At 68.1% G+C, this 26082-nt stretch carries 32 protein-coding genes and 1 tRNA gene; 29 read left to right on the top strand and 4 right to left on the bottom strand.

Annotation, left to right across the window (positions count from 1 at the left end; all coding sequences use genetic code 11):
• Nucleotides 1-5 precede the first annotated feature (5 nt).
• From rplV to O1R50_RS06225, 14 genes are all read left to right on the top strand, one after another.
• Entirely contained in the window at nt 6-470 is a 465-nt protein-coding gene (gene rplV / locus O1R50_RS06160; RefSeq protein ID WP_408612613.1) for a 50S ribosomal protein L22, read from the top strand.
• Nucleotides 470-1276 (top strand): 30S ribosomal protein S3, encoded by an 807-nt coding sequence (gene rpsC, locus O1R50_RS06165; protein ID WP_205326517.1) that lies wholly within the window; start codon nt 470-472, stop codon nt 1274-1276. The genes rplV and rpsC overlap by 1 nt, the downstream gene beginning before the upstream one ends.
• Nucleotides 1277-1281: 5 nt before the next feature.
• The gene (gene rplP, locus O1R50_RS06170; protein ID WP_136528409.1) at nt 1282-1707 is read left to right on the top strand and encodes a 50S ribosomal protein L16; all 426 of its coding nucleotides are present in this window, start codon (nt 1282-1284) and stop codon (nt 1705-1707) included.
• Between the two features lie 2 nt (nt 1708-1709).
• Entirely contained in the window at nt 1710-1943 is a 234-nt protein-coding gene (gene rpmC, locus O1R50_RS06175) for a 50S ribosomal protein L29 (protein ID WP_205326516.1), read from the top strand.
• Nucleotides 1940-2209 (top strand): 30S ribosomal protein S17, encoded by a 270-nt coding sequence (gene rpsQ / locus O1R50_RS06180; RefSeq protein ID WP_205326515.1) that lies wholly within the window; start codon nt 1940-1942, stop codon nt 2207-2209. The genes rpmC and rpsQ overlap by 4 nt, the downstream gene beginning before the upstream one ends.
• A 12-nt stretch (nt 2210-2221) precedes the next feature.
• Nucleotides 2222-2587 carry a 50S ribosomal protein L14 gene (rplN, locus tag O1R50_RS06185; protein ID WP_091039823.1) on the top strand — a complete coding sequence of 122 codons (366 nt, stop codon included), beginning with the start codon at nt 2222-2224 and terminating at the stop codon, nt 2585-2587.
• Between the two features lie 3 nt (nt 2588-2590).
• Nucleotides 2591-2905: a 50S ribosomal protein L24 gene (rplX, locus tag O1R50_RS06190; RefSeq protein WP_270109025.1), complete on the top strand. Its 315-nt coding sequence runs from the start codon at nt 2591-2593 to the stop codon at nt 2903-2905.
• Nucleotides 2905-3480 carry a 50S ribosomal protein L5 gene (gene rplE / locus O1R50_RS06195; RefSeq protein ID WP_270109026.1) on the top strand — a complete coding sequence of 192 codons (576 nt, stop codon included), beginning with the start codon at nt 2905-2907 and terminating at the stop codon, nt 3478-3480. Before rplX ends, rplE begins: the two co-directional genes overlap by 1 nt.
• Nucleotides 3473-3658 (top strand): type Z 30S ribosomal protein S14, encoded by a 186-nt coding sequence (locus O1R50_RS06200; protein ID WP_030155111.1) that lies wholly within the window; start codon nt 3473-3475, stop codon nt 3656-3658. Before rplE ends, O1R50_RS06200 begins: the two co-directional genes overlap by 8 nt.
• A gap of 85 nt (nt 3659-3743) precedes the next feature.
• The gene (gene rpsH, locus O1R50_RS06205) at nt 3744-4151 is read left to right on the top strand and encodes a 30S ribosomal protein S8 (protein ID WP_205326512.1); all 408 of its coding nucleotides are present in this window, start codon (nt 3744-3746) and stop codon (nt 4149-4151) included.
• 15 nt (nt 4152-4166) lie between these two features.
• Nucleotides 4167-4706, top strand: coding sequence for a 50S ribosomal protein L6 (gene rplF, locus O1R50_RS06210; RefSeq protein ID WP_270109027.1), 540 nt, complete (start codon nt 4167-4169; stop codon nt 4704-4706).
• Nucleotides 4706-5101, top strand: coding sequence for a 50S ribosomal protein L18 (gene rplR / locus O1R50_RS06215; protein WP_270109028.1), 396 nt, complete (start codon nt 4706-4708; stop codon nt 5099-5101). Before rplF ends, rplR begins: the two co-directional genes overlap by 1 nt.
• A 153-nt stretch (nt 5102-5254) precedes the next feature.
• A complete protein-coding gene (locus O1R50_RS06220) occupies nt 5255-7051 on the top strand; it encodes a glycoside hydrolase family 3 protein (protein WP_270109030.1) in 1797 nt (598 codons plus the stop codon).
• Nucleotides 7052-7186: 135 nt separating this feature from the next.
• Nucleotides 7187-7966 (top strand): lysozyme, encoded by a 780-nt coding sequence (locus O1R50_RS06225; RefSeq protein ID WP_270109032.1) that lies wholly within the window; start codon nt 7187-7189, stop codon nt 7964-7966.
• 227 nt (nt 7967-8193) lie between these two features.
• Here the strand turns inward: O1R50_RS06225 and O1R50_RS06230 are convergent, their stop codons facing one another.
• Nucleotides 8194-9075 (bottom strand): MurR/RpiR family transcriptional regulator, encoded by an 882-nt coding sequence (locus tag O1R50_RS06230; RefSeq protein ID WP_270109033.1) that lies wholly within the window; start codon nt 9073-9075, stop codon nt 8194-8196.
• A 102-nt stretch (nt 9076-9177) separates the two neighbouring features.
• Between O1R50_RS06230 and murQ the strand changes: the two genes are divergently transcribed.
• Entirely contained in the window at nt 9178-10107 is a 930-nt protein-coding gene (gene murQ / locus O1R50_RS06235) for an N-acetylmuramic acid 6-phosphate etherase (protein WP_270109034.1), read from the top strand.
• A 130-nt stretch (nt 10108-10237) separates the two neighbouring features.
• On the opposite strand, the gene O1R50_RS06240 is transcribed toward murQ, so the two are convergent.
• Nucleotides 10238-11191 carry an N-acetylglucosamine kinase gene (locus tag O1R50_RS06240; protein WP_270109035.1) on the bottom strand — a complete coding sequence of 318 codons (954 nt, stop codon included), beginning with the start codon at nt 11189-11191 and terminating at the stop codon, nt 10238-10240.
• A 136-nt stretch (nt 11192-11327) separates the two neighbouring features.
• Between O1R50_RS06240 and O1R50_RS06245 the strand changes: the two genes are divergently transcribed.
• The 13 genes from O1R50_RS06245 (at nt 11328) to O1R50_RS06305 (ending at nt 23263) form a co-directional block, all read left to right on the top strand.
• The gene (locus O1R50_RS06245; RefSeq protein ID WP_270109036.1) at nt 11328-12257 is read left to right on the top strand and encodes a MurR/RpiR family transcriptional regulator; all 930 of its coding nucleotides are present in this window, start codon (nt 11328-11330) and stop codon (nt 12255-12257) included.
• A 54-nt stretch (nt 12258-12311) separates the two neighbouring features.
• On the top strand, nt 12312-13718 hold the full coding sequence (gene ngcE / locus O1R50_RS06250) for an N-acetylglucosamine/diacetylchitobiose ABC transporter substrate-binding protein (RefSeq protein WP_270109037.1): 1407 nt from the start codon (nt 12312-12314) through the stop codon (nt 13716-13718).
• Between the two features lie 30 nt (nt 13719-13748).
• Complete coding sequence (locus O1R50_RS06255) at nt 13749-14672, top strand: carbohydrate ABC transporter permease (RefSeq protein ID WP_270109038.1); 924 nt, start codon at nt 13749-13751, stop codon at nt 14670-14672.
• Nucleotides 14673-14680: 8 nt separating this feature from the next.
• Nucleotides 14681-15607, top strand: a complete 927-nt coding sequence (locus O1R50_RS06260) for a carbohydrate ABC transporter permease (RefSeq protein WP_270109039.1) — start codon at nt 14681-14683, stop codon at nt 15605-15607.
• A 490-nt stretch (nt 15608-16097) separates the two neighbouring features.
• Nucleotides 16098-17555: an RICIN domain-containing protein gene (locus O1R50_RS06265; protein WP_270109040.1), complete on the top strand. Its 1458-nt coding sequence runs from the start codon at nt 16098-16100 to the stop codon at nt 17553-17555.
• A 229-nt stretch (nt 17556-17784) separates the two neighbouring features.
• The gene (gene rpsE, locus O1R50_RS06270; protein ID WP_205328637.1) at nt 17785-18426 is read left to right on the top strand and encodes a 30S ribosomal protein S5; all 642 of its coding nucleotides are present in this window, start codon (nt 17785-17787) and stop codon (nt 18424-18426) included.
• A gap of 10 nt (nt 18427-18436) precedes the next feature.
• Nucleotides 18437-18619, top strand: a complete 183-nt coding sequence (gene rpmD / locus O1R50_RS06275) for a 50S ribosomal protein L30 (RefSeq protein ID WP_106361906.1) — start codon at nt 18437-18439, stop codon at nt 18617-18619.
• Nucleotides 18620-18621: 2 nt separating this feature from the next.
• Nucleotides 18622-19095, top strand: a complete 474-nt coding sequence (gene rplO, locus O1R50_RS06280; RefSeq protein WP_205328638.1) for a 50S ribosomal protein L15 — start codon at nt 18622-18624, stop codon at nt 19093-19095.
• A 252-nt stretch (nt 19096-19347) separates the two neighbouring features.
• Nucleotides 19348-20685, top strand: a complete 1338-nt coding sequence (gene secY, locus O1R50_RS06285) for a preprotein translocase subunit SecY (RefSeq protein WP_270109041.1) — start codon at nt 19348-19350, stop codon at nt 20683-20685.
• A gap of 41 nt (nt 20686-20726) precedes the next feature.
• Complete coding sequence (locus O1R50_RS06290; RefSeq protein ID WP_270109042.1) at nt 20727-21362, top strand: adenylate kinase; 636 nt, start codon at nt 20727-20729, stop codon at nt 21360-21362.
• A gap of 4 nt (nt 21363-21366) precedes the next feature.
• Entirely contained in the window at nt 21367-22203 is an 837-nt protein-coding gene (gene map, locus O1R50_RS06295) for a type I methionyl aminopeptidase (protein ID WP_270109043.1), read from the top strand.
• A 24-nt stretch (nt 22204-22227) separates the two neighbouring features.
• Nucleotides 22228-22749 carry a DUF1707 SHOCT-like domain-containing protein gene (locus O1R50_RS06300; protein ID WP_270109044.1) on the top strand — a complete coding sequence of 174 codons (522 nt, stop codon included), beginning with the start codon at nt 22228-22230 and terminating at the stop codon, nt 22747-22749.
• Between the two features lie 37 nt (nt 22750-22786).
• A complete protein-coding gene (locus tag O1R50_RS06305) occupies nt 22787-23263 on the top strand; it encodes a DUF1707 SHOCT-like domain-containing protein (RefSeq protein WP_270109045.1) in 477 nt (158 codons plus the stop codon).
• Nucleotides 23264-23314: 51 nt separating this feature from the next.
• Here O1R50_RS06305 and O1R50_RS06310 read toward each other — a convergent pair.
• A tRNA-His gene (locus O1R50_RS06310) sits at nt 23315-23390 on the bottom strand.
• Between the two features lie 91 nt (nt 23391-23481).
• On the bottom strand, nt 23482-24093 hold the full coding sequence (gene orn, locus O1R50_RS06315) for an oligoribonuclease (protein WP_270109046.1): 612 nt from the start codon (nt 24091-24093) through the stop codon (nt 23482-23484).
• A gap of 604 nt (nt 24094-24697) precedes the next feature.
• Here orn and O1R50_RS06320 point away from each other — a divergent pair.
• Entirely contained in the window at nt 24698-25654 is a 957-nt protein-coding gene (locus O1R50_RS06320; RefSeq protein WP_408612615.1) for a sigma-70 family RNA polymerase sigma factor, read from the top strand.
• Nucleotides 25655-26082 lie beyond the last annotated feature (428 nt).

The following is a 26082-nucleotide window of genomic DNA, read 5'->3' on the forward strand; positions in this document are numbered from 1 at the left end:
AAACGATGGCAACAGTGGAGCAGGAGGCTCCGAAGGCGCGCGCGGTGGCGCGGTACGTCCGCGTAGCACCTCGCAAGGCGCGCCGCGTCGTCGACCTCGTGCGTGGTCTGCCCGTGGACGAGGCCTTGACGACTCTCGAGTTCGCGCCTTTCAGCGCGGCCGAGATCGTGTACAAGGTCATCGCGTCGGCTCAGGCGAACGCCGAGAACAACCTCGGTCTCGACCCGGAATCGCTTCTGGTGTCCGAGATCAAGGTCGACGAGGGCCCGACCATGCGCCGGTACCGTCCGCGCGCCCACGGCCGTGCCTACCGGATCAACAAGCGCACCAGCCACATCACCGTGGTGGTCGAGTCGGTCCAGGCCAAGCAGTCCGCCGCTCCCTCGGTTCGCCGGCCCAAGGCCGCCGCACCGAAGCCGGTCGAGACTGACGTGAAGTCCGAGAACGCTGAGAAGGAGGAGACCGCCTAATGGGTCAGAAAATCCACCCGCACGGGTACCGCCTCGGCATCAGCGCCGACTGGACCTCGCGTTGGTACGCCGACAAGGAGTACGCCGACTACGTCGGGGAAGACGTCAAGATCCGCCAGCTCATGACCAAGGGTCTCGAGCGCGCCGGCATCAGCAAGGTCGACATCGAGCGCACCCGCGAGCGGGTCCGCGTCGACATCCACACCGCCCGCCCGGGCATCGTCATCGGCCGCAAGGGCGCCGAGGCCGATCGTCTGCGCGGCAACCTGGAGAAGCTGACCGGCAAGCAGGTCCAGCTGAACATCATCGAGGTCAAGAACCCCGACATCGATGCTCAGCTCGTCGCCCAGGGCGTCGCGGAGCAGCTGTCCAGCCGTGTCAACTTCCGTCGCGCGATGCGCAAGGCCATTCAGTCGGCCATGCGCAACCCGACCGTGAAGGGCATCAAGGTGCAGTGCTCGGGCCGCCTCGGCGGCGCCGAGATGAGCCGTTCCGAGCAGTACCGCGAGGGCCAGGTCCCGCTGCACACGCTGCGCGCGAACATCGATTACGGCCTGTTCGAGGCCGCCACGACCTTCGGCCGCATCGGCGTGAAGGTCTGGATCTACAAGGGTGAGGCCACGCTCAAGGAGCAGGCCGAGCAGGTGCAGCGTCGTCGTGACTCCGGTCCCGACCGCGGCGGCCGCGGTGGTCGCGGCGGAGCCGGCGCAGCCCGTGGCGGACGCGGCCGTGGTGGCCGTGGCGCCGCTCAGCCTGCGGAGGCCGCTGCCGCCGCGCCCGCCGAGTCTGAGAAGCAGGAGGGCTAAGCGACATGCTCATGCCACGGAAACCGCCGCGCGGTTACCGGAAGCCTCACGCTCCGAAGCGCAAGGGCAAGGCCACTCGCGGCACGAAGGTCTCCTTCGGCGAGTACGGCATCCAGGCGCTGGAGCACAGCTATGTGACCAACCGCCAGATCGAGTCCGCTCGTATCGCCATGACCCGCCACATCAAGCGTGGCGGCAAGGTCTGGATCACGATCTTCCCGGACCGTGCGATCACGAAGAAGCCCGCCGAGACCCGTCAGGGTTCCGGTAAGGGCTCGCCCGAATTCTGGGTGGCCAACGTCAAGCCCGGCCGCGTCATGTTCGAGCTTTCGTACCCGACCGAGGAGATCGCCCACGAGGCGCTCCAGCGGGCGATCCACAAGCTCCCGATGAAGTGCCGCATCGTCTCTCGTGAAGGGGCAGGTGAGTAGCAATGGCTACTGGTATCGACACCGGTGAGCTGCGCGAGCTCAACGACAAGGAACTCCAGGCGAAGCTCGTGGAGAAGAAGGAAGAGCTGTTCAACCTGCGGGTCCGTAACGCTACGGGCCAGCTGGAGAACAACCACGAGCTCGGTCTGGTCCGCAAGGAGATCGCGCGGATCTACACCGTGATGAACGAGCGCCGGCTGGGCCTCAGCGCCGCGCCGGAGGAGGTTGAGAAGTGAGCGAGGAAACTCAGACTCGCGGTCGGCGCAAGGTCCTTGAGGGCTTCGTGGTCGGCGACAAGATGGACAAGACCGCTGTCGTCGAGGTCGAAGACCGCAAGAAGCACCCGCTGTACGGCAAGGTCATTCGGTCCAACAAGAAGTACAAGGCTCACGACGAGAACAACGAGGCCGGCATCGGCGACCGCGTTTCCATCATGGAGACCCGTCCGCTGTCGAAGACCAAGCGTTGGCGCATCGTCGAGATCCTCGAGAAGGCGAAGTAGGGGGATCGGGACGTGATTCAGCAAGAGTCGCGGCTCAAGGTCGCCGACAACACCGGTGCGCGGGAGATCCTGTGCATCCGTGTCCTCGGCGGCTCCGGCCGACGCTACGCCGGTATCGGCGACACGATCGTTGCTTCCGTCAAGGACGCCACCCCGGGTGCCGGGGTGAAGAAGGGTGACGTCGTCAAGGCCGTCATCGTTCGCACGGTCAAGGAGACGCGCCGTCCCGACGGCACGTACATCAAGTTCGACGAGAACGCCGCCGTCCTCGTCAAGGACGGCGAACCGCGAGGGACCCGTATCTTCGGGCCGGTCGCCCGCGAACTGCGCGACAAGCAGTTCATGAAGATCATCTCCCTCGCACCGGAGGTGCTGTAAGAGATGAAGATCAAGAAGGGCGACCGAGTCCGCGTCATCGCAGGCAAGGACAAGGGTGCCGAGGGACTGGTGCTGGAGGCGTACCCCGACCGCGAGCGCGTGCTCGTCGAGGGCGTCAACCGCATCACCAAGCACACCAAGGCCGGGCAGACCTCGCGCGGTTCGAAGACCGGTGGCATCGTGGTGCAAGAGGCCGCGATCCACGTTTCGAACGTGCAGGTCCTTGACGCCGACAACCAGCCCACCCGCGTGGGCTACCGGTTCGGCGACGACGGCCGCAAGGTCCGTGTTTCGAAGCGGACGGGTAAGGACCTGTAATGACTGACGTTGCAGAGAAGATCCAGCCGCGCCTGAAGGAGACCTACCGCTCCGACATCAGGCCCGCGCTGCAGGAGCAGTTCAAGTACGTCAACATCCACCAGATCCCCGGTCTGACGAAGATCGTGGTCAACATGGGTGTCGGCGAGGCCGCTCGCGACTCGAAGCTCATCAACGGGGCGCTCGAGGACCTGACCACCATCACCGGTCAGAAGCCTCTCGTCCGTCGGGCCAAGAAGTCGATCGCGCAGTTCAAGCTGCGTGAGGGCCAGGCGATCGGCGCGAAGGTGACCCTTCGCGGCGACCGCATGTGGGAGTTCCTCGACCGCCTCCTGGCGATCGCGCTGCCGCGCATCCGCGACTTCCGCGGGCTCTCGGACCAGCAGTTCGACGGCAACGGGAACTACACCTTCGGTCTCACCGAGCAGAGCGTGTTCCCCGAGATCGACCAGGACAAGATCGACCGGGTTCGCGGTATGGACATCACGCTGGTGACCACCGCGAAGACCGACGACGAAGGCCGGGCGTTCCTGAAGCTGCTCGGCTTCCCGTTCAAGGAGAACGACAATGGCTAAGAAAGCCCTCATCGCGAAGGCCAAGCGGAAGCCGAAGTTCGCCGTGCGCGCCTACACCCGCTGCCAGAAGTGCGGCCGGCCGAAGGCCGTCTACCGCAAGTTCGGCCTGTGCCGCGTCTGCGTGCGCGACATGGCCCACGCGGGTGAACTCCCGGGCGTCCACAAGGCTTCCTGGTAACTCCAGGGCCCATAGCTCCGATCGCCACAGGCCCCGCCGGTCTTCATAAGGCGGGGAACCGGGGTGAGAAAGGTAAACAACGCTAATGACAATGACCGACCCGATCGCAGACATGCTGACCCGTCTGCGGAACGCCAACCAGGCGTACCACGACCAGCTCACGATGCCGCACTCCAAGATGAAGGCCTCCATCGCGGAGGTCCTCAAGCAGGAGGGCTACATCGCCGAGTGGCGCGTCGTGGACCCTGAAGAGGGCAAAGTCGGCAAGAACCTGGTCATCGACCTCAAGTTCGGCGAGCGCCGCGAACGGTCCCTTGCGGGCCTGCGCCGCGTCTCCAAGCCGGGCCTGCGGGTCTACGCCAAGTCCACTGAGCTGCCGCGCGTTCTCGGCGGCCTGGGTGTGGCCATCGTGTCCACGTCCCAGGGCCTGCTGACGGACCGTCAGGCTCGCAAGCGCGGCGTTGGCGGCGAAGTCATCGCCTACGTCTGGTAGCAGGAGGGTATAAGCATGTCCCGCATTGGGAAGCAGCCGATTCTGGTGCCCTCCGGCGTCGAGCTCAAGATCGACGGTGCGACGGTGACCGTGAAGGGCCCCAAGGGCCAGCTCAGCACTGAGCTGCCCGAGCCGATCGGCATCGAGAAGAACGAGGACGGGACCTTCGCGGTCACCCGCCCCAACGACGAGCGCAAGTCCCGTGCCCTGCACGGCCTGGCTCGCAGCCTCGTCAACAACATGGTCGTCGGCGTCTCGGAGGGCTACAAGAAGTCCCTCGAGATCAACGGCACCGGTTACCGGGCCGTGGCCAAGGGCAAGGGCGTGGAGATGAGCCTCGGCTTCTCCCACACCATCCAGGTCGACGCTCCGGAAGGCATCTCGTTCAAGGTCGAGAAGCCGACCCTGCTGCACGTCGAGGGCATCGACAAGCAGCTCGTCGGTCAGGTCGCGTCGAACATCCGCCGACTGCGTCCGCCGGAGCCCTACAAGGGCAAGGGCGTCAAGTACGTCGACGAGCGCATCCGCCGCAAGGCCGGGAAGGCAGGCAAGTAATGGCGAGCAAACTCGAGAACCGCCGCCCGTCCGGCTCGGTCTCCGAACGTCGCCGGATCGGCAAGAACCGGCGCCACTTCCGTGGCCGCAAGAAGATCACCGGTACGGCCTCGCAGCCGCGCCTCGCGGTCTTCCGGTCCTCGAAGCACATCGTGGCCCAGGTCATCGACGACGTCACCGGCCACACGCTGGCCGCCGCGTCGACGGTGGAGCCCGGCCTCCGTGCGTTCGAGGGCGACAAGACCGCCAAGGCCAAGGAAGTCGGCAAGCTGGTCGCCGAGCGCGCCAAGGAAGCCGGCGTCGAAGCGGTCGTGTTCGACCGCGGTGGCGTCAAGTACCACGGCCGCGTTGCGGCCCTGGCCGACGCCGCCCGTGACAACGGCCTGAAGTTCTAGGACTTCAGAACGGTTTCGAAGCCGGGGCGGAGAGCAGCTGCTCTCCGCCCCGGCTTTCGTCGTACCCCGCCCCTGGCTGTTTTGGTGTGATTTGCGTCGGCCCTGCCGAGGGGCGGGTTTGCGGGATCCGCCGCGCTGGGTCAGGATGGGCGGGTGCGTTCGCCGAAGCTCTCCCGCAAGACCGTGCTCGTCTCGAGTGTCGCCGGGGCCTTCGCGGTCGTCGGCGGGGGCGCCGTGATCGCCGAGGCCGCGGCGCGGCGCGACGACGAGGAACCGCAGGCCGCCGAGCCTTCGGAGACGACGCCTGACTGGGTCGAGGCGCGGCTGGCGTCGATGTCGCTGCAGGACAAGGTCGGCCAGCTGTTCATGGTGTACGTGCACGGGGAGACGGCCGATACCGACCAGGCCGACGCGGTCGACTCCAACCGTGAGCACCTCGGATCGGACAACGGCGCAGCGTTCGTGGCGGATTTCAAGCCCGGCGGGATCATCTACTTCGACTGGGCCAACGGCCTGTCCGATCCTGACCAGGTCGCGGCGCTCTCGAGCGGCCTCCAGGAGGCCTCCGAGATCCCGCTGCTCATCGCCACCGACCAGGAGTACGGCACGGTCGTGCGGATCGGCGAGCCCGCCACGCAATTCCCCGGGGCGATGCCGCTGGGCGCGACCCGCGACGTCGAGGCCGCGAGGCGCGCGGCCGAGGCGGCGGCCGTCGAGCTGCGGGCGATGGGCCTCAACCAGAACTTCGCGCCGGACGCCGACGTGAACGTCGACCCGGCGAACCCGGTGATCGGAGTGCGGTCCTTCAGTTCGGACCCCGAGCTCGTCGGCCGGTTCACGGCCGCGCAGGTGGGCGGCTACCAGTCCGGGGGAGTGGCGGTCTCCGCCAAGCACTTCCCGGGCCATGGCGACACGGGCACCGACAGCCACGTGGGCCTGCCGGTCATCACCCACACCGCCGAGGAGTGGGAGCGGATCGACGCCCCGCCGTTCACCGCCGCGATCGCGGCCGGGACTGACATGGTCATGTCGGGCCACCTGCAGTTCCCGGCCCTCGACGACTCCCTGAAGCCCGCCACGCTCTCGGCGCCGATCCTCACCGGGCTGCTGCGCGAGCGGCTCGGATTCGACGGCGTGATCGTCACCGATTCCCTCGAGATGGAAGGCGTCCGCACCGAGTACGGCGACGAGCGGGTGCCGGTGATGGCGCTCCAGGCCGGGGTCGACCTGCTGCTCATGCCGCCGAACTTCCAGCTCGCCTATGAAGCGGTGCTCCACGCGGTCGAGTTGGGGGAGCTCACCGAGGAGCGGATCGACGCCTCGGTGCGGCGGCTGCTGGCGCTCAAGGCCGCCCGCGGCATCGTCGAGGCACCCCCGACCGATCCGGCCGGGACCGGCATCGTCGGTTCCGACGAGCACCGCGGCGTCGCCGCCGACATCGCCGACCGCTCGATCACCCTGCTCGCGAACGACGGCACGCTGCCGCTCGCCGCCGGGTCGGTCCTGGTGGCCGGCTGGGGCGAGAACACCACCGCCCGCTTGGCCGATGCGCTGAACACCCAAGGGCTGCAGGCGGAAGCGCTCGTCACCGGCGACGCGCCGGACGCCGACCGGATCAAGGCCGCCGTGGCCGCGGCCGCGGGCCGCGACCTCGTCGTCGTCGCCACGTACAACGTCGGCGCGGGCGGTGCGCAGGCGAACCTGATCGCCGAGCTGCTGAAGTCCGGCGCGCGCGTCGTGACCGCCGCGGTCGGCACGCCCTACGACGTCGCACGCCACGGCGCGGCCAACGCGAGCCTGGCGTCGTATTCGTACACGACCGCTTCCCTTGCCTCCCTGGCGAAGGTCATCACCGGCGCGATCGACCCGAGCGGCGCGCTGCCCGTGGACGTGCCGAACGCGGACGGCGAGATCGCCTTCGCCTTCGGCCACGGCCTGCACTACGCGTAGCCGTTCACTCGCCCGTAGTGGAAAGTTATTTTCACAAGCTTGACTCGCAGTGGAGCTTATCTTCATACTGGGTGCCGGGTGCAAAACCGTGCACTCCCCCCAATCCACTGATCTCCTCACAAGCAGGGAGTAATAGTGAAGCGCTTCCCAACCCTCAGCTTCCCCACCCTTTCCCGCCGCAGACTCCGAGCCGCCGCCGTCCTCATCGCGGCCACCGTCCTCACCGCCGCCGGACTCGCCGTCGCGAGCCCGGCCCAGGCGCAGACCCGCGTCGCCGGCATCGACGTCTCCAACTACCAGGGCACGATCAACTGGACCTCCGTCAGGAACTCCGGCGTCCAGTGGGCCTACATCAAGGCCACCGAGGGCACCACCTACAAGGACCCCCGGTTCAACACCAACTACGTCGCCGCCTACAACGCGGGCGTGATCCGAGGGGCGTACCACTTCGCCCGGCCCGGCAGCTCCAGCGGCACCGCGCAGGCGGACTACTTCGCCAGCAACGGCGGCGCCTGGTCGGCCGACAACCTCACCCTGCCCGGGGCGGTCGACCTCGAGGCCCCGCCCTCGGGTGCGGCCTGCTACGGCCTCACCACCACCCAGATGCGCACCTGGATCACCGACTTCTACAACCGGTACAAGGCGCGCACCGGCCGCGACGTGGTCATCTACACGACCGCCTCCTGGTGGAACTCCTGCACCGGCTCGTGGACCGGCATGGCCTCGAAGAGCCCGCTCTGGGTCGCGCACTGGGGCGCCACGGCCCCGACGCTCCCGGCTGGCTGGAGCAGCACGACCTGGACGTTCTGGCAGTACACCGCCACCGGCTCGGTCTCCGGCATCGCCGGCAACGTCGACCGCGACCACTTCAACGGCGCTCGGGACCGACTCCTGGCCCTCGCCAACAACACGTAACCCGCACCACTGAAAGGCGGGGGCCCACAAGGCCCCCGCCTTCGCCTTGCCCCCCGCGGCCCGAACACAACAAGGAAGCGCTGATCAACGCATTGATCGAAGGGATCGTCCTCAGGTGTCGGTGCGGTTCGAAACATTGGAGGAACTTGAGGTGTTCCTCCCGGTCGAATCGTTCGAACGTGACCTACTTCCCGAAGCTGGACGTCGTAGGACCGGACTAGCCGCGGTCAGGCGCGCTGGCGGTCCGACACCGCCGCCGCGGTGGCGGCCAGAGCCTTGGCAGTTCGCTTGCGCTGCTTGGCCGCCACCCCTACGAACAGGCAGTCGACGACCATGAGCTGGGCGATCCGGCTGACCGTGGCGCCCGAGCGGAACGTCGTCTCCCTTGCGGCCGTGGTCAAGACGAGGTCCGCCGCCTTCGCGAGCGGCGAGCGGGCGTGGTTGGTGATGGCGATCGTCATCGCTTCGCGGTCGCGGGCGGACTCGAGGAACTCGACGGTCTCGGTCGTCGCCCCGGAGTGGGAGATCGCGACCGCGACGTCCCTCGGGCTCGCGAGCGCGGTCGCGACGAGCGCGGAGTGCACGTCCGGCCACGAGAACGCGGTGCAGCCGATGCGGTGGAGCTTCTTGACGAGGTCGGCGGCCACGATCCCGGAGGCCTCGACGCCGAAGACGTCGATGCGGCCCGCGGCGGCGAGGGCCGCCACGGCGGCCTCGCACGCGGCCGTGTCGAGGGCGTTCGCGGTATCGGTGATCGCGCCGACGTCCGCGTAGGAGACGGTCGCGATGATGCGTGACATGTCGGCGCCCGTGGGGATGTCGCCGCCCGCGATCTCGCGGTCCGGGCCCTCGCCGGTGCCGATGACGGCCTGCGCGGCGCGCATGCGAAGCTCACGGTGCCCGGCGAGGCCGAGCGAGCGGCAGAACCGCACCACGGTGGCCTCGGAGGTGCCCGCGGCGCGTGCGAGTTCGGTGATCGTCCGGGTCGAGGCGGCCTCGGGCTCGCGGATGATCTCCTGGGCGACCTTGGTCTCCGCCTTCGAGAGCGAGGGCAGGACGGATTTGATGAGCACCAGGAGGTTGGGCGTGTCGGTGCGGCTGGCAGGCATGACGACACCGTACACCTGCGGGAGGGGGCGCATGGTCCGGCGCGATTCTTCATGTCCAGGCGGTGGAATGAAAATTCACTTCATTGCGCTAGGCTCGCAACTGTGAGTGAGACGACCGAGCGCCTGCGGGCGCGCACCCAGCTGGCCGCCTTGGCAACCGAGCAGGCCGACCCCCGCTACGCCGGGATCGAGGACCTCTCGACGATTGACTTGGCGCGCACCATGAACGAGGCCGACGCGAGCGTCCCGGCCGCCGTCGCCGCGGTGCTCCCCGAGGTCGCCGCCGCGATCGACGCGGTGGCCGACCGGCTCGCGAAGGGCGGGCGGCTGCGGTACGTCGGGGCCGGGACCGCCGGGCGGATGGCGGTCATGGACGCGGCCGAGTGCCCGCCCACGTTCTCGACCGACCCCGAACTGGTGAAGGCGGTCCTCGCGGGCGGCAAGGCCGCCGAAGGCGGCGCCGTGGAAGGCACCGAGGACGACGCGGCCGCCGGGATCTCGGCCATGGCCGCCGAGGACATCGGCCCCGCCGACGCGGTGGTGGGCCTGGCCGCGAGCGGCCGCACGCCGTTCGTGGTCGCGGCGGTCGAGGAGGCCCGGCGGCGCGGGGCGCTCACCGTGGGGCTGTCCTGCAACGCGGGCACGCTGCTTTCGGCGGCGGCCGAGCACCGCATCGAGGTCGAGGTCGGGCCGGAGGTCGTGGCCGGGTCGACGCGGCTGAAGTCGGGCACGGCGCAGAAGTTCGTGCTCAACATGATCTCGACGATCGCCATGGTGCGCTTGGGAAAGGTCTACCGGAACTACATGGTGGACATGCGGGTCGCGAACTCGAAGCTGGCGGCGCGGGCAGTGCGGATGATCCGCGAGATCACCGGCGCCGACGCGGAGGCGGCGGAGGCGGCCCTGGCCGCCTCGGGCGAGCACGTGAAGACCGCGGTGGTCATGCTCGAACTCGGCATCGGCGCACCGGAGGCGAAGGCGAAGCTGGATGCGGCCGAGGGCCGCCTCTCGGGGGCGCTCAAGGCGGTGTGAGAGCGCGAGCGAGCGTGACTCGCGTCCCGTTCGATGTCGGACCCGTGTGGGAGAGCCGTCTCATTTCTTCGGTTGGTCGGAGGTGGATGCGGGTGGGAAGGGGCATGCCCTATGGCCGCCGGCCGGCGAATCAGCGCCAGGCGAGCTGGCGGTGGAGGCGGACCCTGGCCTCGGGGTCGGTGACGAAGGCGCTGGCGGCCATCCAGGCCGCGCCGATCGCGGGGTCCGTGGCCTTGCTGATGCCGGCCTTCGGATACACGAGTCGGAACCGCTCCTGGAGCAGCGCGGCGATCGGTGTCGGACGGGTGAGGAGGCTGCCCGCCATCACGATCGGCAGCTCGCGGTCGACCACGTACGACACCGATTCGGCGAGGTGCCCGACGGCGCGCGCCACGATCGACTCGGCCACCGGGTCGCCGCCGTCCGCCGCCTCGCACACGAGCGCTGAGAAGCGCGAGAGCCGCACCGGAGGGTCCGCCATGCACTTGGCGACGAGCGCGCCCGAGCGGCGCTTGTCGGGGGCGATGGCGGCGATGATGGCCTCGACGAGGCGCCCGCCGGGGCCGTTGCCGTCGATGTGGCGCAGCGCGGCGCGTACGGCCTCGCGGCCGAGCCAGAAGCCCGATCCGGCGTCGCCGAAGAGCCAGCCGTAGCCGTCGGAGCGCAGGGCGGGGGTCCGGTCGCGGATCGCGAACGCGACGGCTCCGGTGCCCGAGACGACGACGGTGCCGTCCGATGCGGACGATCCGGCCGCGAACGCGATCACAGCGTCGGAGACGACCTCGACCTCGCAGTCGGTCGCGAAGCGCCGCTTGAGGTCCGCGGAGAGTTCCCGCACTTCCTCGGTGAGGGAGAGCGCTCCGGCCGTGCCGACGCAGACCGAGCCGACCTCCGCGGGGTCGATGCCGCCGAGGGCCCGCTGGAAGGCGAGGGCCATGTTGGACAGCGCGATCTCCCGGTCGCCGCCGACCGGGTTGGCCGGTCCTGACGCTCCGGTGCCGAGCACCGCGCCGGTCTCGTCGATGAGGACGGCGCGGCTGCTGGTCCCGCCGGCGTCGAGGCCGACGGCGAGTCTTGCGTGCATGTTGGGGTCCCCGCTCCTTGCGATACCAGCAGTATCCGCCTTCGGTGCAAACCAGTAAAAATAATTCTCATGAACTTGACACGAGTGTGTCATAGGTAATAGTTTTTCTTGCATCCACCTCCCGAAGAGGATGCCAATGGAGCGAACCAGCCCAGATGCGCCCATCGCACCCGCCGCGGACGGAGTCCTCGAACGGATCCGCCACGGCGCGAGCGAACTGTCCGACGCCATGTCGAAAGTGGCCGACCAAGTACTGGCCGACCCCGAAGCCGCCGCGCGGGCCACGATCATGGACCTCGCCGAGCTCTCCGGTACCTCCCCAGGAACCATCACTAGATTCTGCCGTCATCTCGGATATGACGGTTACGCCGCCCTCAGGGTTGCAATCGCAACCGAAACGGGACGTGCGTCCGCCCGCCTCGAGACCGGCTGGGACGTCAACATCGGGCAGGAGATCGCCCCCTCCGATCCCCTCGACCGGGTCCTCAAGCAGCTCATCACCATCGACGCCGCGATGCTTCGCGACACTGTGGACACTCTCGACCTGGACGCCGTCGAACGCGTCGCCGCCCGCGTCTGCGACGCCCGCCGCGTCGACGTCTACGGCGTCGGCACCAGCGCCACCGTCGCCCGCGAACTCCAGATGGGCTTCTACCGCATCGGCGTCGCCGCGTGGGTCTGGACCGAGGTCCACGACGCGCTCGCCAGCGCCGCCCTCCTCGGCGAGGGCGACATCGCCTTCGCCGTCTCCATCTCCGGTTCCACGGCCGAGGTCATCGAGATGCTCTCCGAGGCCGACAGCCGCGGCGCCCTCACCGTCGCCATGACCGGCCGCGCCGACTCGGCCCTCGCCGAGATCGCCGACATCTGCCTGGTCTCGGCCACCACTCGCACCGGCCACCGCGCCGACCTGCTCGCCTCCCGGCATTCGGCGCTGCTCGTCGCCGACCTCGTGCACATCGCGGTCGCGCAGCGGCGATTCCCCGCGGCACTCGAGGCCCTGGAGTCCCGGGCCCGAGCCGTGGTCGGCCACCGGCCGACGCGGCAGCGGAACGGAGCGAGCTGACCCTCGCCGTCCACAGCGGTCATGCCCACCCTGCTACCCCTTGAAGGAGCGACCATGAGGAACACTTCAGCCGACAAGCATCCGATGTTCAACCGCCGCAACCTGTTCGGCGCCACCGCTGCCGGTCTCGCGGCCTCGTCGCTGGCGGCCTGCGCCACCAGCGGCGGCGACGGCGACGGCCAAGAGGTCACCGTAGGAGACGACGCCGAGAACCCCTTCGACGTCGACCCGAAGGCGCCCTTGGACGTCGTCATCTTCGACGGCGGCTTCGGCAACGAGTACGCCGTCGCCCACCAGGCGATCTACAAGGAGGCGTTCCCGGACGCCGAGATCACGCACCTCGCTACGCAGGCGATCGCCGAGACCCAGCAGCCGCGCTTCGCCGAAGGCAAGCCCGCCGACGTCCTCGACAACTCCGGGGCCCAGCAGATCCCGATGGACGCCCTCGTCAGCGACGGGGAGCTGGCCGAGCTCACGCCGCTGCTCGAGGCCCCCTCCTTCGACGACCCGAACGTGACGGTGCTCGACACCCTCCGGGACGGCGTGCTCAAGGCCGGCACCTTCAACGGCAAGGTCTACGCCCTCAACTACGTGTTCAACGCGTGGACGATCTGGTACGACGCCAAGCTCTTCCGCGACCAGGGCTGGACCCCGCCGACCACGTGGGACGAGATGCTCGCCCTCTGCCCCCAGATCCAAGCGGCCGGGATCGCGCCGTGGACGTACGCCGGGCAGCACCCGGTCTACCTCTACGACATGTTCCTCATGCTCGCGGGCCGCCACGGCGGCGTCCAGGTCCTCAAGGACATCGACAACCTCAAGGACGGCGCCTGGGGCCACGAGTCGGTGGTGCTGGCGGCCGAGGCGATGCACGGCCTCGGCTCGGCCGGGTACCTCCTCGACGGCAGCGCGGGCATCGACCACATCCAGTCGCAGACGTCCTTCAACAACAACGAGGCCGCTTTCCTGCCGTGCGGTTCCTGGCTCCCCAACGAGCAGAAGGCGATCGCCCCGGAGGGCTTCGAGTACGCCCCGATGGGCGTGCCGCCGCTCGAGGGCAGCGTCCAGCCCGGTCTCATCAGCGCGGGCGGCGACGAGCCGTTCGTAGTGCCGAAGAACGCGACGAACCTCGCGGGCGCGTACGAGTACCTGCGGATCATGCTCTCGAAGGAGGGCTCGCAGATCTTCAGCGACGCCGTGCAGGCGACCACCGTGGTCAAGGGCGTGGAGCTCGAGAACGAGACCGCGAAGATGACGGACGCCCTGGTGTCCAATCCGGATGACATGTTCCAGCCGCAGTTCCGGTACTGGTACACGAAGATGAACGAGGAGGTGCGCCCCGCGCTCGGCCAGCTCATCAACGCCGAGACGACGCCCGAGGAGTTCATCGCGCGGATGCAGACGGTCGCGGACGAGACGGCCGCCGACGACACCATCGAGAAGTTCACCCACGAGGACTAGGCCCGACGAGCAGAGAGGAGGGCCTGGGCTGTGAAGCACGGCAGGTACCCGTTCATCCTGAGCTTCCTGGCATTGCCGGTGGGGCTGTACGCCTGGCTGGTGATCCTGCCGTTCGCCCAGGCCTTCCAGATCTCCCTGACCGACTGGTCGGGGTCGTCGAACTCCTTCGAGTACATCGGGTTCGACAACTACGTGAACCTGTTCAAGGACGAGCGGCTCGTCCTGCCCGCCTTGCGGCACACCGGGATCATCCTGGTGGTGCTGCCGGTCGTGACGATCGCGCTGGGCCTGTTCTTCGCGTTCATGCTCAACCTCGGCGGGCGGGTGCGCCGGGGCCGCATCGAGGGCGTGCGCGGGGCCCGGTTCCACAAGGTCGTGTACTTCTTCCCGCAGGTGCTGTCGGTGGCGATCATCGGGATCCTGTGGAAGCAGGTGTACGCGCCCGAGAACTTCGGCGGGCTCATCACCGGGGCGCTCACCTCGGTCGGGCTCCCGGCTCCCGTCAACGGGTTCCTGGCGGACAAGCGCATGGTGCTCGCGGCGGTCATCGCCGTCCTCGTGTGGAGCGCCGTCGGGTTCTACCTGGTGTTCTTCTCCTCGGCGATGGCGTCGATCCCGCGCGATCTGTACGAGGCGGCGATCATCGACGGCGCCGGGCGGGGGCCGATGTTCTTCAGGATCACGCTGCCGCTCCTGTGGGACTCGGTGCAGACCGCCTGGATCTACCTCTCGATCGTGGCACTCGACGTGTTCGTGCTCATCTACATGATGACGCCCGAACGCGGCGGTCCGGACGCGGCGAGCGAAGTGGTCGGCGGCGTCATCTGGAAATACGCGTTCAACCACGGCGAGCAGGCGTTCGCGTCGGCGCTCGGCGTGGTCCTGTTCTTCGCCGCCCTGTCCTTGGCGGTCGTGTCGCTGCGGTTCGGCCGCCGCGAGCGGATCGAGTTCTGAGGAGCGACATGGCAACCGACACCGCCCCCGGCAGTACCGCTGAAGGCGCCTCCGGCGCGGACGAAGCGGCTCCGCCCGCGCGGAACCCGCAGCGAGCACCGCGCCCCGAAGGGAACGTGCTCAACGTCTTCTCCCAGGGCTTCCTGTGGCTGTGGGCGCTCATGGTCATCATCCCCGTGGTCTGGATCGTCATGTCCTCCTTCAAGACCACCCGGGAGATCGCCTCCGACCCGCTCGGCCCGCCCGAGGCGCCGCACTGGGCGAACTACGTGAACGCGTGGACGAACGGCAACATCGGCGGCTACTTCCTCAACACCCTGCAGGTGATGGTCTTCAGCGTCGCCGGCACGATGCTGCTCGGCGCGATGGCCGCGTACGTGCTGGCCCGCTACGAGTTCCCCGGCAACCGCGTCATCTACTTCGGCTTCGCCGCGGGGATGATGTTCCCGGTGTTCCTGGCCCTGTTCCCGCTGTTCAAGACGCTGCAGAACGTGTCCCTGCTCAACACCTACACCGGCCTGGTGATCGTCTACATCGCCTATTCGCTGCCGTTCACGGTCTTCTTCCTGACGGCGTTCTTCCGAACGCTCCCAACGGGAGTCGCCGAGGCCGCGGTCGTGGACGGCGCCGGGCACTACCGGCTGTTCTTCCAGGTCATGCTGCCCATGGCCAAGCCCGGGCTCATCGCCATCACGATCTTCAACATCATCGGCCAGTGGAACCAGTTCCTGCTCCCCCTGGTCCTGCTCGGCCGCAACCCCGACGACGCGATGATCTCCCAAGGCCTCGCGAACCTCGCCCTGCGCCAAGGCTACGAAGGCGACTCGGGCGCCCTCTTCGCCGGAACCGTCCTCGCCATGATCCCGATCTTCATCGCCTACATCCTCTTCCAACGCCAGATCCAGGCAGGCCTGACCGCGGGCGCCATCAAGTAAGCAGCGGATCGTGGAACCGCAGTTCAGCGGAGTCGCCTCGGTCGCTCCCGGGACGCGGCCCGCGACGGCAGCGAGCGCGGCGAAGTCCTTGCGCGCCATCGGGGCTGTCTCATGCCACCTTGAAACCCTCGACGTGCTGATGAGCCAGGTAGGGGAGTTCGTCGAGCACGACCACGCTGGGGTGGTCGTCGGGGAGCAACTGCGCGAGCATCCGCAGCGCGTCGTCCCACGAGGTCGGCGCGGTGCCGAAGGATTCGGCATCGGGGAAGTCGGAGGCGAGAACCGCCTGCGTGACGTTGTGCAGCTCCTGCGAGGCCGAGAGATTCGAGGCGGTGAAGAAGACCGAGGGGCGTCGAGTCGACGCACCGCGTCGGCGTTGTTTTTATGCCGGTTATACGAAGGGTCTTTACAAGAGGGCGACATCTGTGGAAATATCGACATGATTCGATCAGCCCTCGTTCCTCCGGGGGCGCTCGTGAAGGAGACGACGATGTCAACAAGCAAGCGGCTGGGCGCCCTCGCCGCCGCGACGGCCCTCGTGACCACGGCCCTCGGGCTCGCCGCGCCGGCCCCAGCCACGGCCGCGCCCGTGGCGTTCGACAACGGGCAGACCATCACCGACACCTCCGGCAACCTCATGCACGCCCACGGCGGCGGGATGCTCAAAGTCGGCAGCACCTACTACCTGGTCGGCGAGCAGCGCAACGACTACCTCTTCGACCAGGTCAGCATGTACTCCTCCACCGACCTCGTGAACTGGACGTTCGAGAACGACATCCTCAGCGCCGAGTCCCACCCCGACCTCTCCCCGTCCAACATCGAACGCCCCAAGGTCATCCACAACGCCGCCACCGGCAAGTACGTCCTCTGGGCACACAAGGAGAACGGCGTCGACTACGGCGACGCCGAAGTGGCCGTGGCCGTCTCGGACACCGTCGACGGCGACTACACCTACCAGGGCTCCTTCCGCCCCGCCGGATTCGACTCCCGCGACATGACCCTCTTCGTCGACACCGACGGCACCGGCTACCTCATCTCCGCCGCAGACGTCAACTACGACCTCAACGTCTACCGACTCACCCCCGACTACCTCGCCATCGACGAGCTCGTCCACGTCTTCGACGGCTACCACCGCGAGGCACCGGCCGTCTTCCAGCGCAACGGCGTCTACTTCCTCGTCACCTCCGGCGCGACCGGCTGGAACGCCAACCAGACCCAGTACGCGACCACCACGAACTTCCCCGAGGGCGCCTGGTCCGGCTGGTCCAACGCCGGGAACTCCACCACCTACGGCTCCCAGCCCACCTTCGTCACCACCGTGCAGGGCACCGCGGGCACCAGCTACCTCTATATGGGCGACCGCTGGGGACCGCAATGGGGCGGCAAGCCCATGGACAGCGAGTACGTCTGGCTCCCGATCGCCTTCCCCAGCAACACCTCCATGTCGCTGACCTGGTACTCCACCCTCAACATCGACGCCGCCGCGGGCACGATCCAAGGCGTCGTCGGCTCCGAGGACGGCAGCCCATACGCCACCAAGTTCGTCAACGCCGCCTCCGGCCGCTGCATCGACGTGCCCGCCGGCTCCGGCACCGACGGCACCAAGCTCATCCAGTACGACTGCTGGAACGGCGCCCCCCAGGCCTTCACCTTCGACCCGGTCTACCCCGGCTCGAAGGTCGGTGCCGTCTCGAACAGCGCCACCGGCAAATGCTGGGACGTGCTCGACGAGGCCACCGCCAGCGGCGCCCCCGTCGGCCAATGGGGCTGCTGGGCCGGAGGCAACCAGCGCTTCTCCCTGCGCGCGTCCGCGAACGGCAACTACGCGATCGTCGCCCAGCACTCCGGGCTCTGCCTCCAGGCCGCCTCGAACGCCAACAGCGCCGCGATCGTGCAGAGCACCTGCACCGGCGCGACCAACCAGCAATGGGACGTGACCGGCCTCTAGGCGCGTTCCCCCGATACAAGGGCCGCCGCCAGCGGACTTCGCAGTGCTGGCGGCGGCCCTGCTGTGTCCCCGGCCTCAGCCCGACCCCGCCGTTCGCCGATGCACCCCTGACCAGGCATAATCGAGAGGTTGCGCCTCGGTGCGACGTCTCCGGCTCTCGAAGTCGGATATTCCATGCGAGTCAGCTCTATTTCGGGCTGGCGTTGAGCGAACGAAAGGAATCAGTCTCGTGGCTGATCAACAGCAAGCTGCCGCCGGCGGCCGGGACGGCGGCGGCGACCGCCGCGGCGGTCGCGGCGGGCGCGGTGGACGCGAGGGCGGTCGCGGTCGCGACCGCGCCGAGAAGTCCCCGCACGTCGAGCGCGTAGTCACCATCAACCGCGTCGCCAAGGTCGTCAAGGGCGGCCGGCGCTTCGCCTTCACCGCCCTCGTGGTGGTCGGCGACGGCGACGGCAACGTCGGTGTCGGCTACGGCAAGGCCAAGGAAGTTCCCGCCGCCATCGCCAAGGGCGTTGAAGAGGCGAAGAAGAACTTCTTCAAGGTCCCCCGCATCGGCGGCACCATCCCGCACGAGGTCTTCGGTGAGGACGCGGCCGGCCGCGTGCTCCTGAAGCCCGCCTCCGCGGGTACCGGTGTCATCGCGGGCGGTCCCGTGCGCGCCGTGCTCGAATGCGCCGGCGTCCACGACGTCCTGTCGAAGTCCCTGGGCTCCTCGAACGCGATCAACATCGTCCACGCGACGGTGGCCGCGCTCAAGGGTCTCGAGTCCCCGGAGGCCGTCGCGGCCCGCCGCGGCATGGCGCTGGAGGACATCGCTCCCCAGGGTCTGCTGCGCGCCCGCGCCGAGGCCGCCGCGGCCGCGAAGGCTTAGGGGCAGCGACATGGCACGTTTGAAGATCACCCAGCACAAGTCGGTCATCGGCGAGAAGCCGAAGGCCCGTGCGACCATCCAGACGCTCGGCCTGCGCAAGATCGGCCAGACCGTCTACAAAGAGGACCTCCCGCAGTACCGCGGCATGGTCCACCGTGTCCGTCACCTGGTCGACGTCGAGGAGGTCGAGTAGTCATGGCTATCCGCATTCATGACCTGCAGCCCGCCCCCGGCGCCAAGAAGGCCAAGACCCGCGTTGGTCGCGGTGAGGGCTCGAAGGGCAAGACCGCCGGCCGCGGCACCAAGGGCACCAAGGCCCGCAAGACCGTGCCGGCCGGGTTCGAGGGCGGCCAGCAGCCGCTCCAGATCCGTCTGCCGAAGCTCAAGGGCTTCAAGCCGCACAACAAGCTCGTCTACACCGTGGTCAACCTCGACCGCCTCGCGGAGCTCTTCCCCGAGGGCGGCCAGGTCGGCCCCGAGCAGCTGATCGAGGTGGGCGTCCTCAACAAGAAGGAGCTCATCAAGGTCCTCGGCTCCGGCGAGCTCGAAGGCGTCAAGCTGGACGTGAAGGCCCACGCCTTCTCGGCTTCCGCCGTCAACAAGATCGCCGCCGCCGGTGGTTCGACCACCGTCGTCGACAAGAAGACCGGCGAGGCCCTGGGCGAGTAATCACCCACGGTATCGCTGGTTCGCACAAGCGATTCGAGAAACGGGTCGGAGGGAACTCCGGCCCGTTTCGTCGTATTGAATGCCGAATACTCTGCGTCCGAATGCGCCTGCTAGGCTCCCATGGCGAGGACCACCGTCTTCCTCGGGCGTGTGACGCTCTCGCTACGAACTACACACGCCCACTGGTTACGAAAGGTGTTGCCCCGCAACACCATGGGCCCCGCCAGGGGGTCTTGTTCAGGAGGAACCGCATTGCTCTCCGCCTTCATCAGCGCGTTTCGGACCCCCGATCTGCGCAAGAAGATCCTGTTCACCTTGATGATCATCGGACTGTATCGTCTTGGTGCGCAGATGCCGAGTCCCGGAGTGGACTACGCGGCAGTGCAGACCTGCCTGAACATGCAGCCCACCGATGAGGCGGGCGTCTTCGGGCTCCTGAACCTCTTCACCGGTGGAGCGCTCCTCCAGCTCTCGGTCTTCGCGCTCGGCGTCATGCCGTACATCACCGCGTCGATCATCATGCAGCTGTTGACGGTCGTGATCCCCAGGCTCGAGCAGCTCCGCAAGGAGGGCCAGCCGGGCCAGGTCAAGATCACGCAGTACACGCGCTACCTGACGCTGGGCCTCGCCCTGCTCCAGGCCTCCGGCTACATCGCGCTGGCGCGCTCGGGCATCCTGTTCCAGGCCGAGTGCCCGGACGAGATCCTCCCCGACCTGTCCGCCTCGGACGCGAGCATCCCCTACTGGATGACGATCATCGTCGTCGTGGCCGTCATGGTCGCGGGCACCGCGATCATCATGTGGTTCGGCGAGCAGATCACCGAGCGCGGCGTCGGCAACGGCATGAGCCTCCTGATCTTCGCCTCGATCGCCGCGCAGATGCCGGGCCAGTTCTGGTCCCTGCAGAAGTCCGAGGGCTGGTTCATGTTCGCCGTGATCATCGGGCTGTGCATCGCGATCATGGTGGCGGTCATCTTCATCGAGCAGTCGCAGCGCCGCATCCCGGTGCAGTACGCCAAGAAGATGGTCGGCCGCCGGATGTACGGCGGCACCTCGACCTACATCCCGCTCAAGGTCAACCAGGCCGGCGTCGTGCCCGTCATCTTCGGCTCCTCGCTCCTGTACATCCCGACGCTGTTCCGCCAGCTCAACCAGAACAGCGACTCCTCGTGGGTCGGGTTCATCGACCGCTACCTGCTCAACCAGGGCTCGTGGGTGTACATCACGCTGTACGCGTTCCTCATCATCTTCTTCACCTACTTCTACGTCTCGATCACCTTCAAGGTCGACGACGTCGCCGAGAACATGAAGAAGGCCGGCGGGTTCATCCCCGGCGTGCGCCCCGGCAACCCCACCGCGACCTACTTGCAGCGAGTCCTGTCACGCCTGACCTTCCCGGGCTCGCTCTACCTGGCCGCGATCGCTATCCTTCCCAATCTGGCCATCATCGCGTTCGGTAACCAGCAGCTGTTCGCTCAGTTCGCGTTCGGCGGCACCTCGGTGCTGATCATGGTGGGCGTCGGCCTGGAGTCGGTCAAGCAGATCGAGTCCCAGCTGATGCAGCGCCACTACGAAGGCTTCCTCCGCTGACGCAGGAACATCTTCATAGGCACCACACGGGAGGAACAACTGTGCGACTGGTACTCGTAGGCCCGCCCGGGGCCGGCAAGGGCACCCAGGCGGAGATCATCGCCGAGCGGCTCGGCGTCCCCAAGATCTCCACCGGCGACATCTTCCGCGCGAACGTCTCCGGCGGCACCCCGCTGGGCCTCAAGGCCAAGGAGTACATGGACGCCGGGAACCTCGTCCCCGACGAGGTCACCAACGAGATGGTGGCCGACCGGCTGGCCCAGGACGACGCCAAGGGCGGCTTCCTGCTCGACGGCTACCCCCGCAACACCGAGCAGGCCAAGGTCCTCGACCAGGTCCTCGAATCGGCGGGCGCGACCCTCGACCTGGCCCTCGAGCTCGTCGCCAGCGACGACGAGGTGGTGCGCCGCCTGTCCGGGCGCCGCGTCTCGAAGTCGACCGGCAAGGTCTACCACCTGGAGTTCGACCCGCCCGCGGACCCCGACTCCGACGACCTGTACCAGCGCAGCGACGACCAGCCCGAGACGATCAAGAACCGCCTCAAGGTCTACGCGGAGCAGACCGCGCCGCTCGTGGGCTACTACGAGGCGCAGGGCAAGCTCGTGCGGATCGACGCCATCGGCGAGGTCTCGGAAGTGACCGAGCGGGCCCTGAACGCCATCGGCGCCGCGGAATAGCACCGTGTTCCGCCGTCGCCAGCAGATCCAGTACAAGACGCCCGAGCAGATCCAGAAGATGCGCAAGGCCGGCCTCGTCGTGGCCGAGGTGCACCAGGCCATGCGCGAATCGGCCGGACCGGGCGTGACGACGGCGGAACTCGACCGCATCGCCGAGCACGTGATCCGCGACTGCGGGGGCGTGCCCTCGTTCAAGGGCTACGACATCGGCAACGGGCCCTATCCGGGCTCGATCTGCTCTTCGGTGAACGAGCAGGTCGTCCACGCGATCCCCTCCGAGGACGCGGTTCTCAAGGAGGGCGACCTCCTCTCTGTCGACGTCGGCGCGATCGTCGACGGCTGGCACGGGGACGCGGCGATCACCATCGAGATCGGCGAGGTCGCCCCCGAGCTGACGGCCCTGCGTGAGGCCTGCGAGGCCGCCATGTGGGCCGGCATCAAGGCCGCGGCCACCGCGAAGCGCCTCGGCGGGATCTCCCGCGCCATCGAGGAGTCGGTGGACCGCTCGGGGGAGTACGGCATCGTGACGGGCTTCGGCGGGCACGGCATCGGCACCGAGATGCACCAGGACCCGCACATCCTCAACTACGGGCGCCCCACCGAGGGCCCGAAGCTGCGCCCGGGCATGGCCCTGGCGATCGAACCGATGATCACCCTCGGCTCGGACGAGACCGCCGAACTGGCGGACGGCTGGACGATCGTGACCGACGACGGCTCGGTCGCGGCGCACGTCGAGCACACCATCGCGCTCTGCGAGGACGGCGTCTGGGTCCTCACGGCCCCTGACGGCGGCATCGAACAACTGGGCGACGCGGTCGCGAGCGCGGCTCGCGCCGAATAGGACCCCGATGCCATAATTGGCATCGTGACCGAAGACCACGGCAAGCTGCGCATCTCGAACGCCGACCGCGACCGGGCGATCGCGCAGTTGCAGGCCGCCCTCGACGAAGGCCGTATCGACCTCGCGGAGTTCGACGAGCGCGCCAAGACCGCCTACGAGGCCAAGACGAACGCCGAATTGGACCTCATCTTCGACGACCTCCCCGGCGGCCGCCCCAAGGAGGGCGAGGTCGCGGTTGCCGAGCCCGCCGAAGCCCCCGCCCACGGCCCCCACGGGGCCTCGCACGGCCGGCCGCCCTGGATGCACCGGTTCCCGGCGCTGCGCGGCCTGATCACCGTCGGCGCCATCACGACCGGGATCTGGGCCGCCACCTGGATCGGCTCTGGCGAGCCCACCTACTTCTGGCCCATCTGGCCCATCCTGGGCCTCGGCATCGCCACGATCATGCAGGTGGTCGGCGGCGGCTGGGGCGACGAGGACGAGCACCGGCGCGAGCACCGCGAGCACCGCGAGCGCCGCCGGGACCGGCGCCGCGACCGATACTGAGCGACAACCCCTGCCCCCAACTCAAGGAGCCCCCAGCATGACCTCTCTCGAACGCTACGGCGGCGACAGCGAGATGCGGATCGGCAACGCGGAGCGCGACGCCCTCGCCGACCTCCTGCGGACGTCCGTCGACCAGGGCTTCCTGGACCTGGACGAGTACGAGAAGCGCGTCGACGTGGTCATGGCCGCCAAGACCATCGGCGATGCCGCACCCGCCCTCGCGGACCTTCCCGCGTACCACCGGATCCTCGACGCCGACGAGCCCGAGAAGCTCGGCACGCCCGAGTGGGTCAAATGGATGTGGGTGGGCTTCTCGATCCCGATCGGCATCTGCGTGTCGATCTGGCTGCTCGTCTTCCTGCTCGCCGGCGTCGACTACCCCTGGCCGCTCTGGGTGGCCGCGCCGTTCTTCGGCGTGGGCATCCCCCTGACGTTCGCCGAGCGGTTCATCCAGCGCCCTGCGGCCGCGCGCAAGCGCCGTGAGGCATTGCGCCGCAAGCGGATGGGCCGGTAGGCACCCAGGCAAAGCAAAGAGCCTCGCGGCGATGCCGCGAGGCTCTTGACTTGGGGTGATCGACGGGGGTTGAACCCGCGACCTCCTCGACCACAACGAGGCGTTCTACCAACTGAACTACGACCACCAAGACCGGTCTTGCAGGAAAAACCTGGGACCGGCGACAATCATAGCCAAGCTTCCGGGGCTCTTGTCAACGGGGTTCGGTGTTCGCCGTCTCAGTCCCGGTCCGTCCCGGCGATGCTCGCGGCCGCCGCTTTGGCCTCGTCGCTCGACGGGCCGGGCAGTTCCACGAACAGGGTGCGGCGGTAGTACTCGAGCTCCTGCACGCTCTCCTTGATGTCGGCGAGCGCGCGGTGGGCGAGGCCCTTGGGAGGCTGGTTGTAGTAGACGCGCGGGTACCAGCGGCGGGCCAGCTCCTTGATGGAGGAGACGTCGATCATCCGGTAGTGCAGGTGGTCGTCGAGGCGCGGCATGTACTTGGTGATGAAGGTGCGGTCCGTGGCGATCGAGTTGCCGCACAACGGGGCCGTGCGCGCTTCGGGCACGTGCTGCTTGATGTACTCCAGTACCGTGTCCTCGGCTTCCTGCAAGGAGATCGGCGAGGCCCGCACCTCGTCCGTGAGCCCGGACTTGGCGTGCATGTCGGCGACGAACGCCCCCATGTTCTCCAACGTCTCGCCGTCGCAGGCGATCACGATGTCGAGGCCCTCGTCCAGCGGGGTGAGGTCGGGTTCCGTGACGAGTACGGCGATCTCGATGAGGGCTTCGGTCTCCGGGTCGAGGCCGGTCATTTCGCAGTCGACCCACACTAGGCGTTCTTCAGTCACCGGGCCAACTCTACGCGCAAGAGGCACGGAAGGTGATCTACGAGGCACGCTGCCGGAAGCGGCCCACGGGCCCCTCTGGAGGGCGCAGACTGAGAGGAACGAGAGGTGTTCGGAATCGGACATCAACGCCTGGGAAAGGTGTTGCTTGTCACCGCTACCGTCCGCTATGGTGCGGGTATCAGAGCGTCGCCGCCTTTGCGGCCCGGATCGCAGTGATTAGGGCCGCAATAAGATGATCTCTCAACTTTTTCAAGGTAGGGCGCGTGTACCCCTAGAGATTGAAGGTTTGCGATGAAGCAGACCGGAGACGATACCGTGACCAGGGCTCGGGTCATCAGGCCTCTGACGAGGTGAGGTGATCTCCATCTCAGAGACATCATGAGGCCGATGCGGCCCCGTCTCAGAGATGGAAGCCGTGAACCGAGCTTAGCCGATGAAAATGGGTACACGAAACGGTGCGAAGGCCCTAGGGCCACCGAATCGCATCGATTTCGTAACCGTGGCGCATCGAACACCGGGGCACGGAATTCCACGCAACGAAGCGGTCGTTGTAACTGGTACACCGTTCACGCGGTGTCGGGGGACGAGGAAGCTGGAGGAGACCTTGAGCGTGGAGCAAACGACAACACCCACCCTCACCACCGAAGAGGTCGCTGAGGAACGAGACCTTGTGGGTGTTTACCTGCATGAGATCTCGAAGACGCCGCTGCTTGACGCCGCCGCCGAGGTCGACTTGGCGAAGGCGGTCGAAGCCGGCCTGTTCGCGAAGCACCTGCTCGGCGAGGGGGATACCTTCGGCGATGCCACCGAGAAGGACCTGAAGCGCCTGGTCGAAGACGGTGCGAAGGCGAAAGAGCAGTTCATCAAGGCGAACCTGCGGTTGGTCGTCTCGATCGCCCGCCGCTACGTCCGCTCCGGGATGCCGATGCTCGACCTGATCCAGGAGGGCAACACGGGCCTGGTCCGCGCCGTCGAGAAGTTCGACTATCAGCGCGGCTTCAAGTTCTCGACCTACGCCACGTGGTGGATCCGCCAGGCCATCAGCCGGGCGATCGCCCAGCAGGAGCGCACCGTGCGCCTGCCGGTGCACCTGGTCGAGGACGTCAACCGGATGCGCAACGTCACCCGCCAGCTCACCCGTGAGCTCGGCGGCGACCCCGAACCCGACCAGGTCGCCAAGGCACTCGGCGTCACGGTCGAGCGGGTCAACGAGCTCATCCGCTGGAGCCAGGACACCGTCTCGCTCGACACGCCGATCGGCGACGACGGCGACACCAACCTCGGCGACCTCGTCGCCGACTCCGACGAACCCAGCCCCGAGGACGTCGTCCTCGCGGGAATGGAGCGTCAGCGCATAGAGATGATGCTCAACCACCTCGACGAGCGCTCGGCGGGGATCGTCAAGGCCCGCTACGGGCTCGAAGACGGCCGCGAGCACTCGCTCACGGAGGTCGCGCACCGGTTCCACCTGTCGCGCGAGCGCATCCGGCAACTGGAGATCCAGGCGCTGGCCCGCCTCAAAGAGCTGGCCAACGACCAGGTCATGGCCGAGGCGGCTTGACTGCGCAGGCGTTAGAGACACATAGCGGGAGGGCCGGGGCTAAAGCCCCGGCCCTCCCGTCGTGTCGGGCGACGAGCGCCGGCGACCGGGGTTCGGCCACCGGTGCGGAAACGCTTCGCCGGCCTCCTGCCGCGGGTGCGGATCGCTTCGCGACGGCCGCTCGCGGCGCGGTTCCGGCCGTCGGCGGTAGGCGTGCGAGCGGCGGAGCTCCGGGCTCGCCCCCGGTGCTCCGCCGCGTCATGGGCGCGCTCCGCTGTCCGCCGTTCGGGCAGCGGCGCAGCGCGGTCGCGGTTCGCGGCCGCTGTTCCTGTCGTACCCGCCGGGCACCATCGAAAACGGGGGCGGATATGAACGTGAGCGCGGCTCGCCCGCACTGCGGGCGGCCCGCCGACCGGCGGGCGTGGCGCCATCAGCCCCCGCGGGTGCCC

Origin of the sequence: Glycomyces luteolus (assembly GCF_027622875.1) — a bacterium.
GTDB classification, from domain to species: domain Bacteria; phylum Actinomycetota; class Actinomycetes; order Mycobacteriales; family Micromonosporaceae; genus Glycomyces; species Glycomyces luteolus.

Coding starts and splice junctions, on each gene's coding strand:
- rplE (WP_270109026.1), top strand. CDS start 2,905: ATGACTGACGTTGCAGAGAAGATCCAGCCGCGCCTGAAGGAGACCTAC.
- rplV (WP_408612613.1), top strand. CDS start 6: ATGGCAACAGTGGAGCAGGAGGCTCCGAAGGCGCGCGCGGTGGCGCGG.
- O1R50_RS06245 (WP_270109036.1), top strand. CDS start 11,328: ATGGAGCGAACCAGCCCAGATGCGCCCATCGCACCCGCCGCGGACGGA.
- rplR (WP_270109028.1), top strand. CDS start 4,706: ATGGCGAGCAAACTCGAGAACCGCCGCCCGTCCGGCTCGGTCTCCGAA.
- rpsH (WP_205326512.1), top strand. CDS start 3,744: ATGACAATGACCGACCCGATCGCAGACATGCTGACCCGTCTGCGGAAC.
- ngcE (WP_270109037.1), top strand. CDS start 12,312: ATGAGGAACACTTCAGCCGACAAGCATCCGATGTTCAACCGCCGCAAC.
- rplF (WP_270109027.1), top strand. CDS start 4,167: ATGTCCCGCATTGGGAAGCAGCCGATTCTGGTGCCCTCCGGCGTCGAG.
- O1R50_RS06265 (WP_270109040.1), top strand. CDS start 16,098: ATGTCAACAAGCAAGCGGCTGGGCGCCCTCGCCGCCGCGACGGCCCTC.
- O1R50_RS06200 (WP_030155111.1), top strand. CDS start 3,473: ATGGCTAAGAAAGCCCTCATCGCGAAGGCCAAGCGGAAGCCGAAGTTC.
- rpsC (WP_205326517.1), top strand. CDS start 470: ATGGGTCAGAAAATCCACCCGCACGGGTACCGCCTCGGCATCAGCGCC.
- rplO (WP_205328638.1), top strand. CDS start 18,622: ATGGCTATCCGCATTCATGACCTGCAGCCCGCCCCCGGCGCCAAGAAG.
- O1R50_RS06240 (WP_270109035.1), bottom strand. CDS start 11,191: ATGCACGCAAGACTCGCCGTCGGCCTCGACGCCGGCGGGACCAGCAGC.
- O1R50_RS06305 (WP_270109045.1), top strand. CDS start 22,787: ATGACCTCTCTCGAACGCTACGGCGGCGACAGCGAGATGCGGATCGGC.
- O1R50_RS06260 (WP_270109039.1), top strand. CDS start 14,681: ATGGCAACCGACACCGCCCCCGGCAGTACCGCTGAAGGCGCCTCCGGC.
- rplP (WP_136528409.1), top strand. CDS start 1,282: ATGCTCATGCCACGGAAACCGCCGCGCGGTTACCGGAAGCCTCACGCT.
- rplX (WP_270109025.1), top strand. CDS start 2,591: ATGAAGATCAAGAAGGGCGACCGAGTCCGCGTCATCGCAGGCAAGGAC.
- rpmD (WP_106361906.1), top strand. CDS start 18,437: ATGGCACGTTTGAAGATCACCCAGCACAAGTCGGTCATCGGCGAGAAG.
- rpmC (WP_205326516.1), top strand. CDS start 1,710: ATGGCTACTGGTATCGACACCGGTGAGCTGCGCGAGCTCAACGACAAG.
- O1R50_RS06230 (WP_270109033.1), bottom strand. CDS start 9,075: ATGCCTGCCAGCCGCACCGACACGCCCAACCTCCTGGTGCTCATCAAA.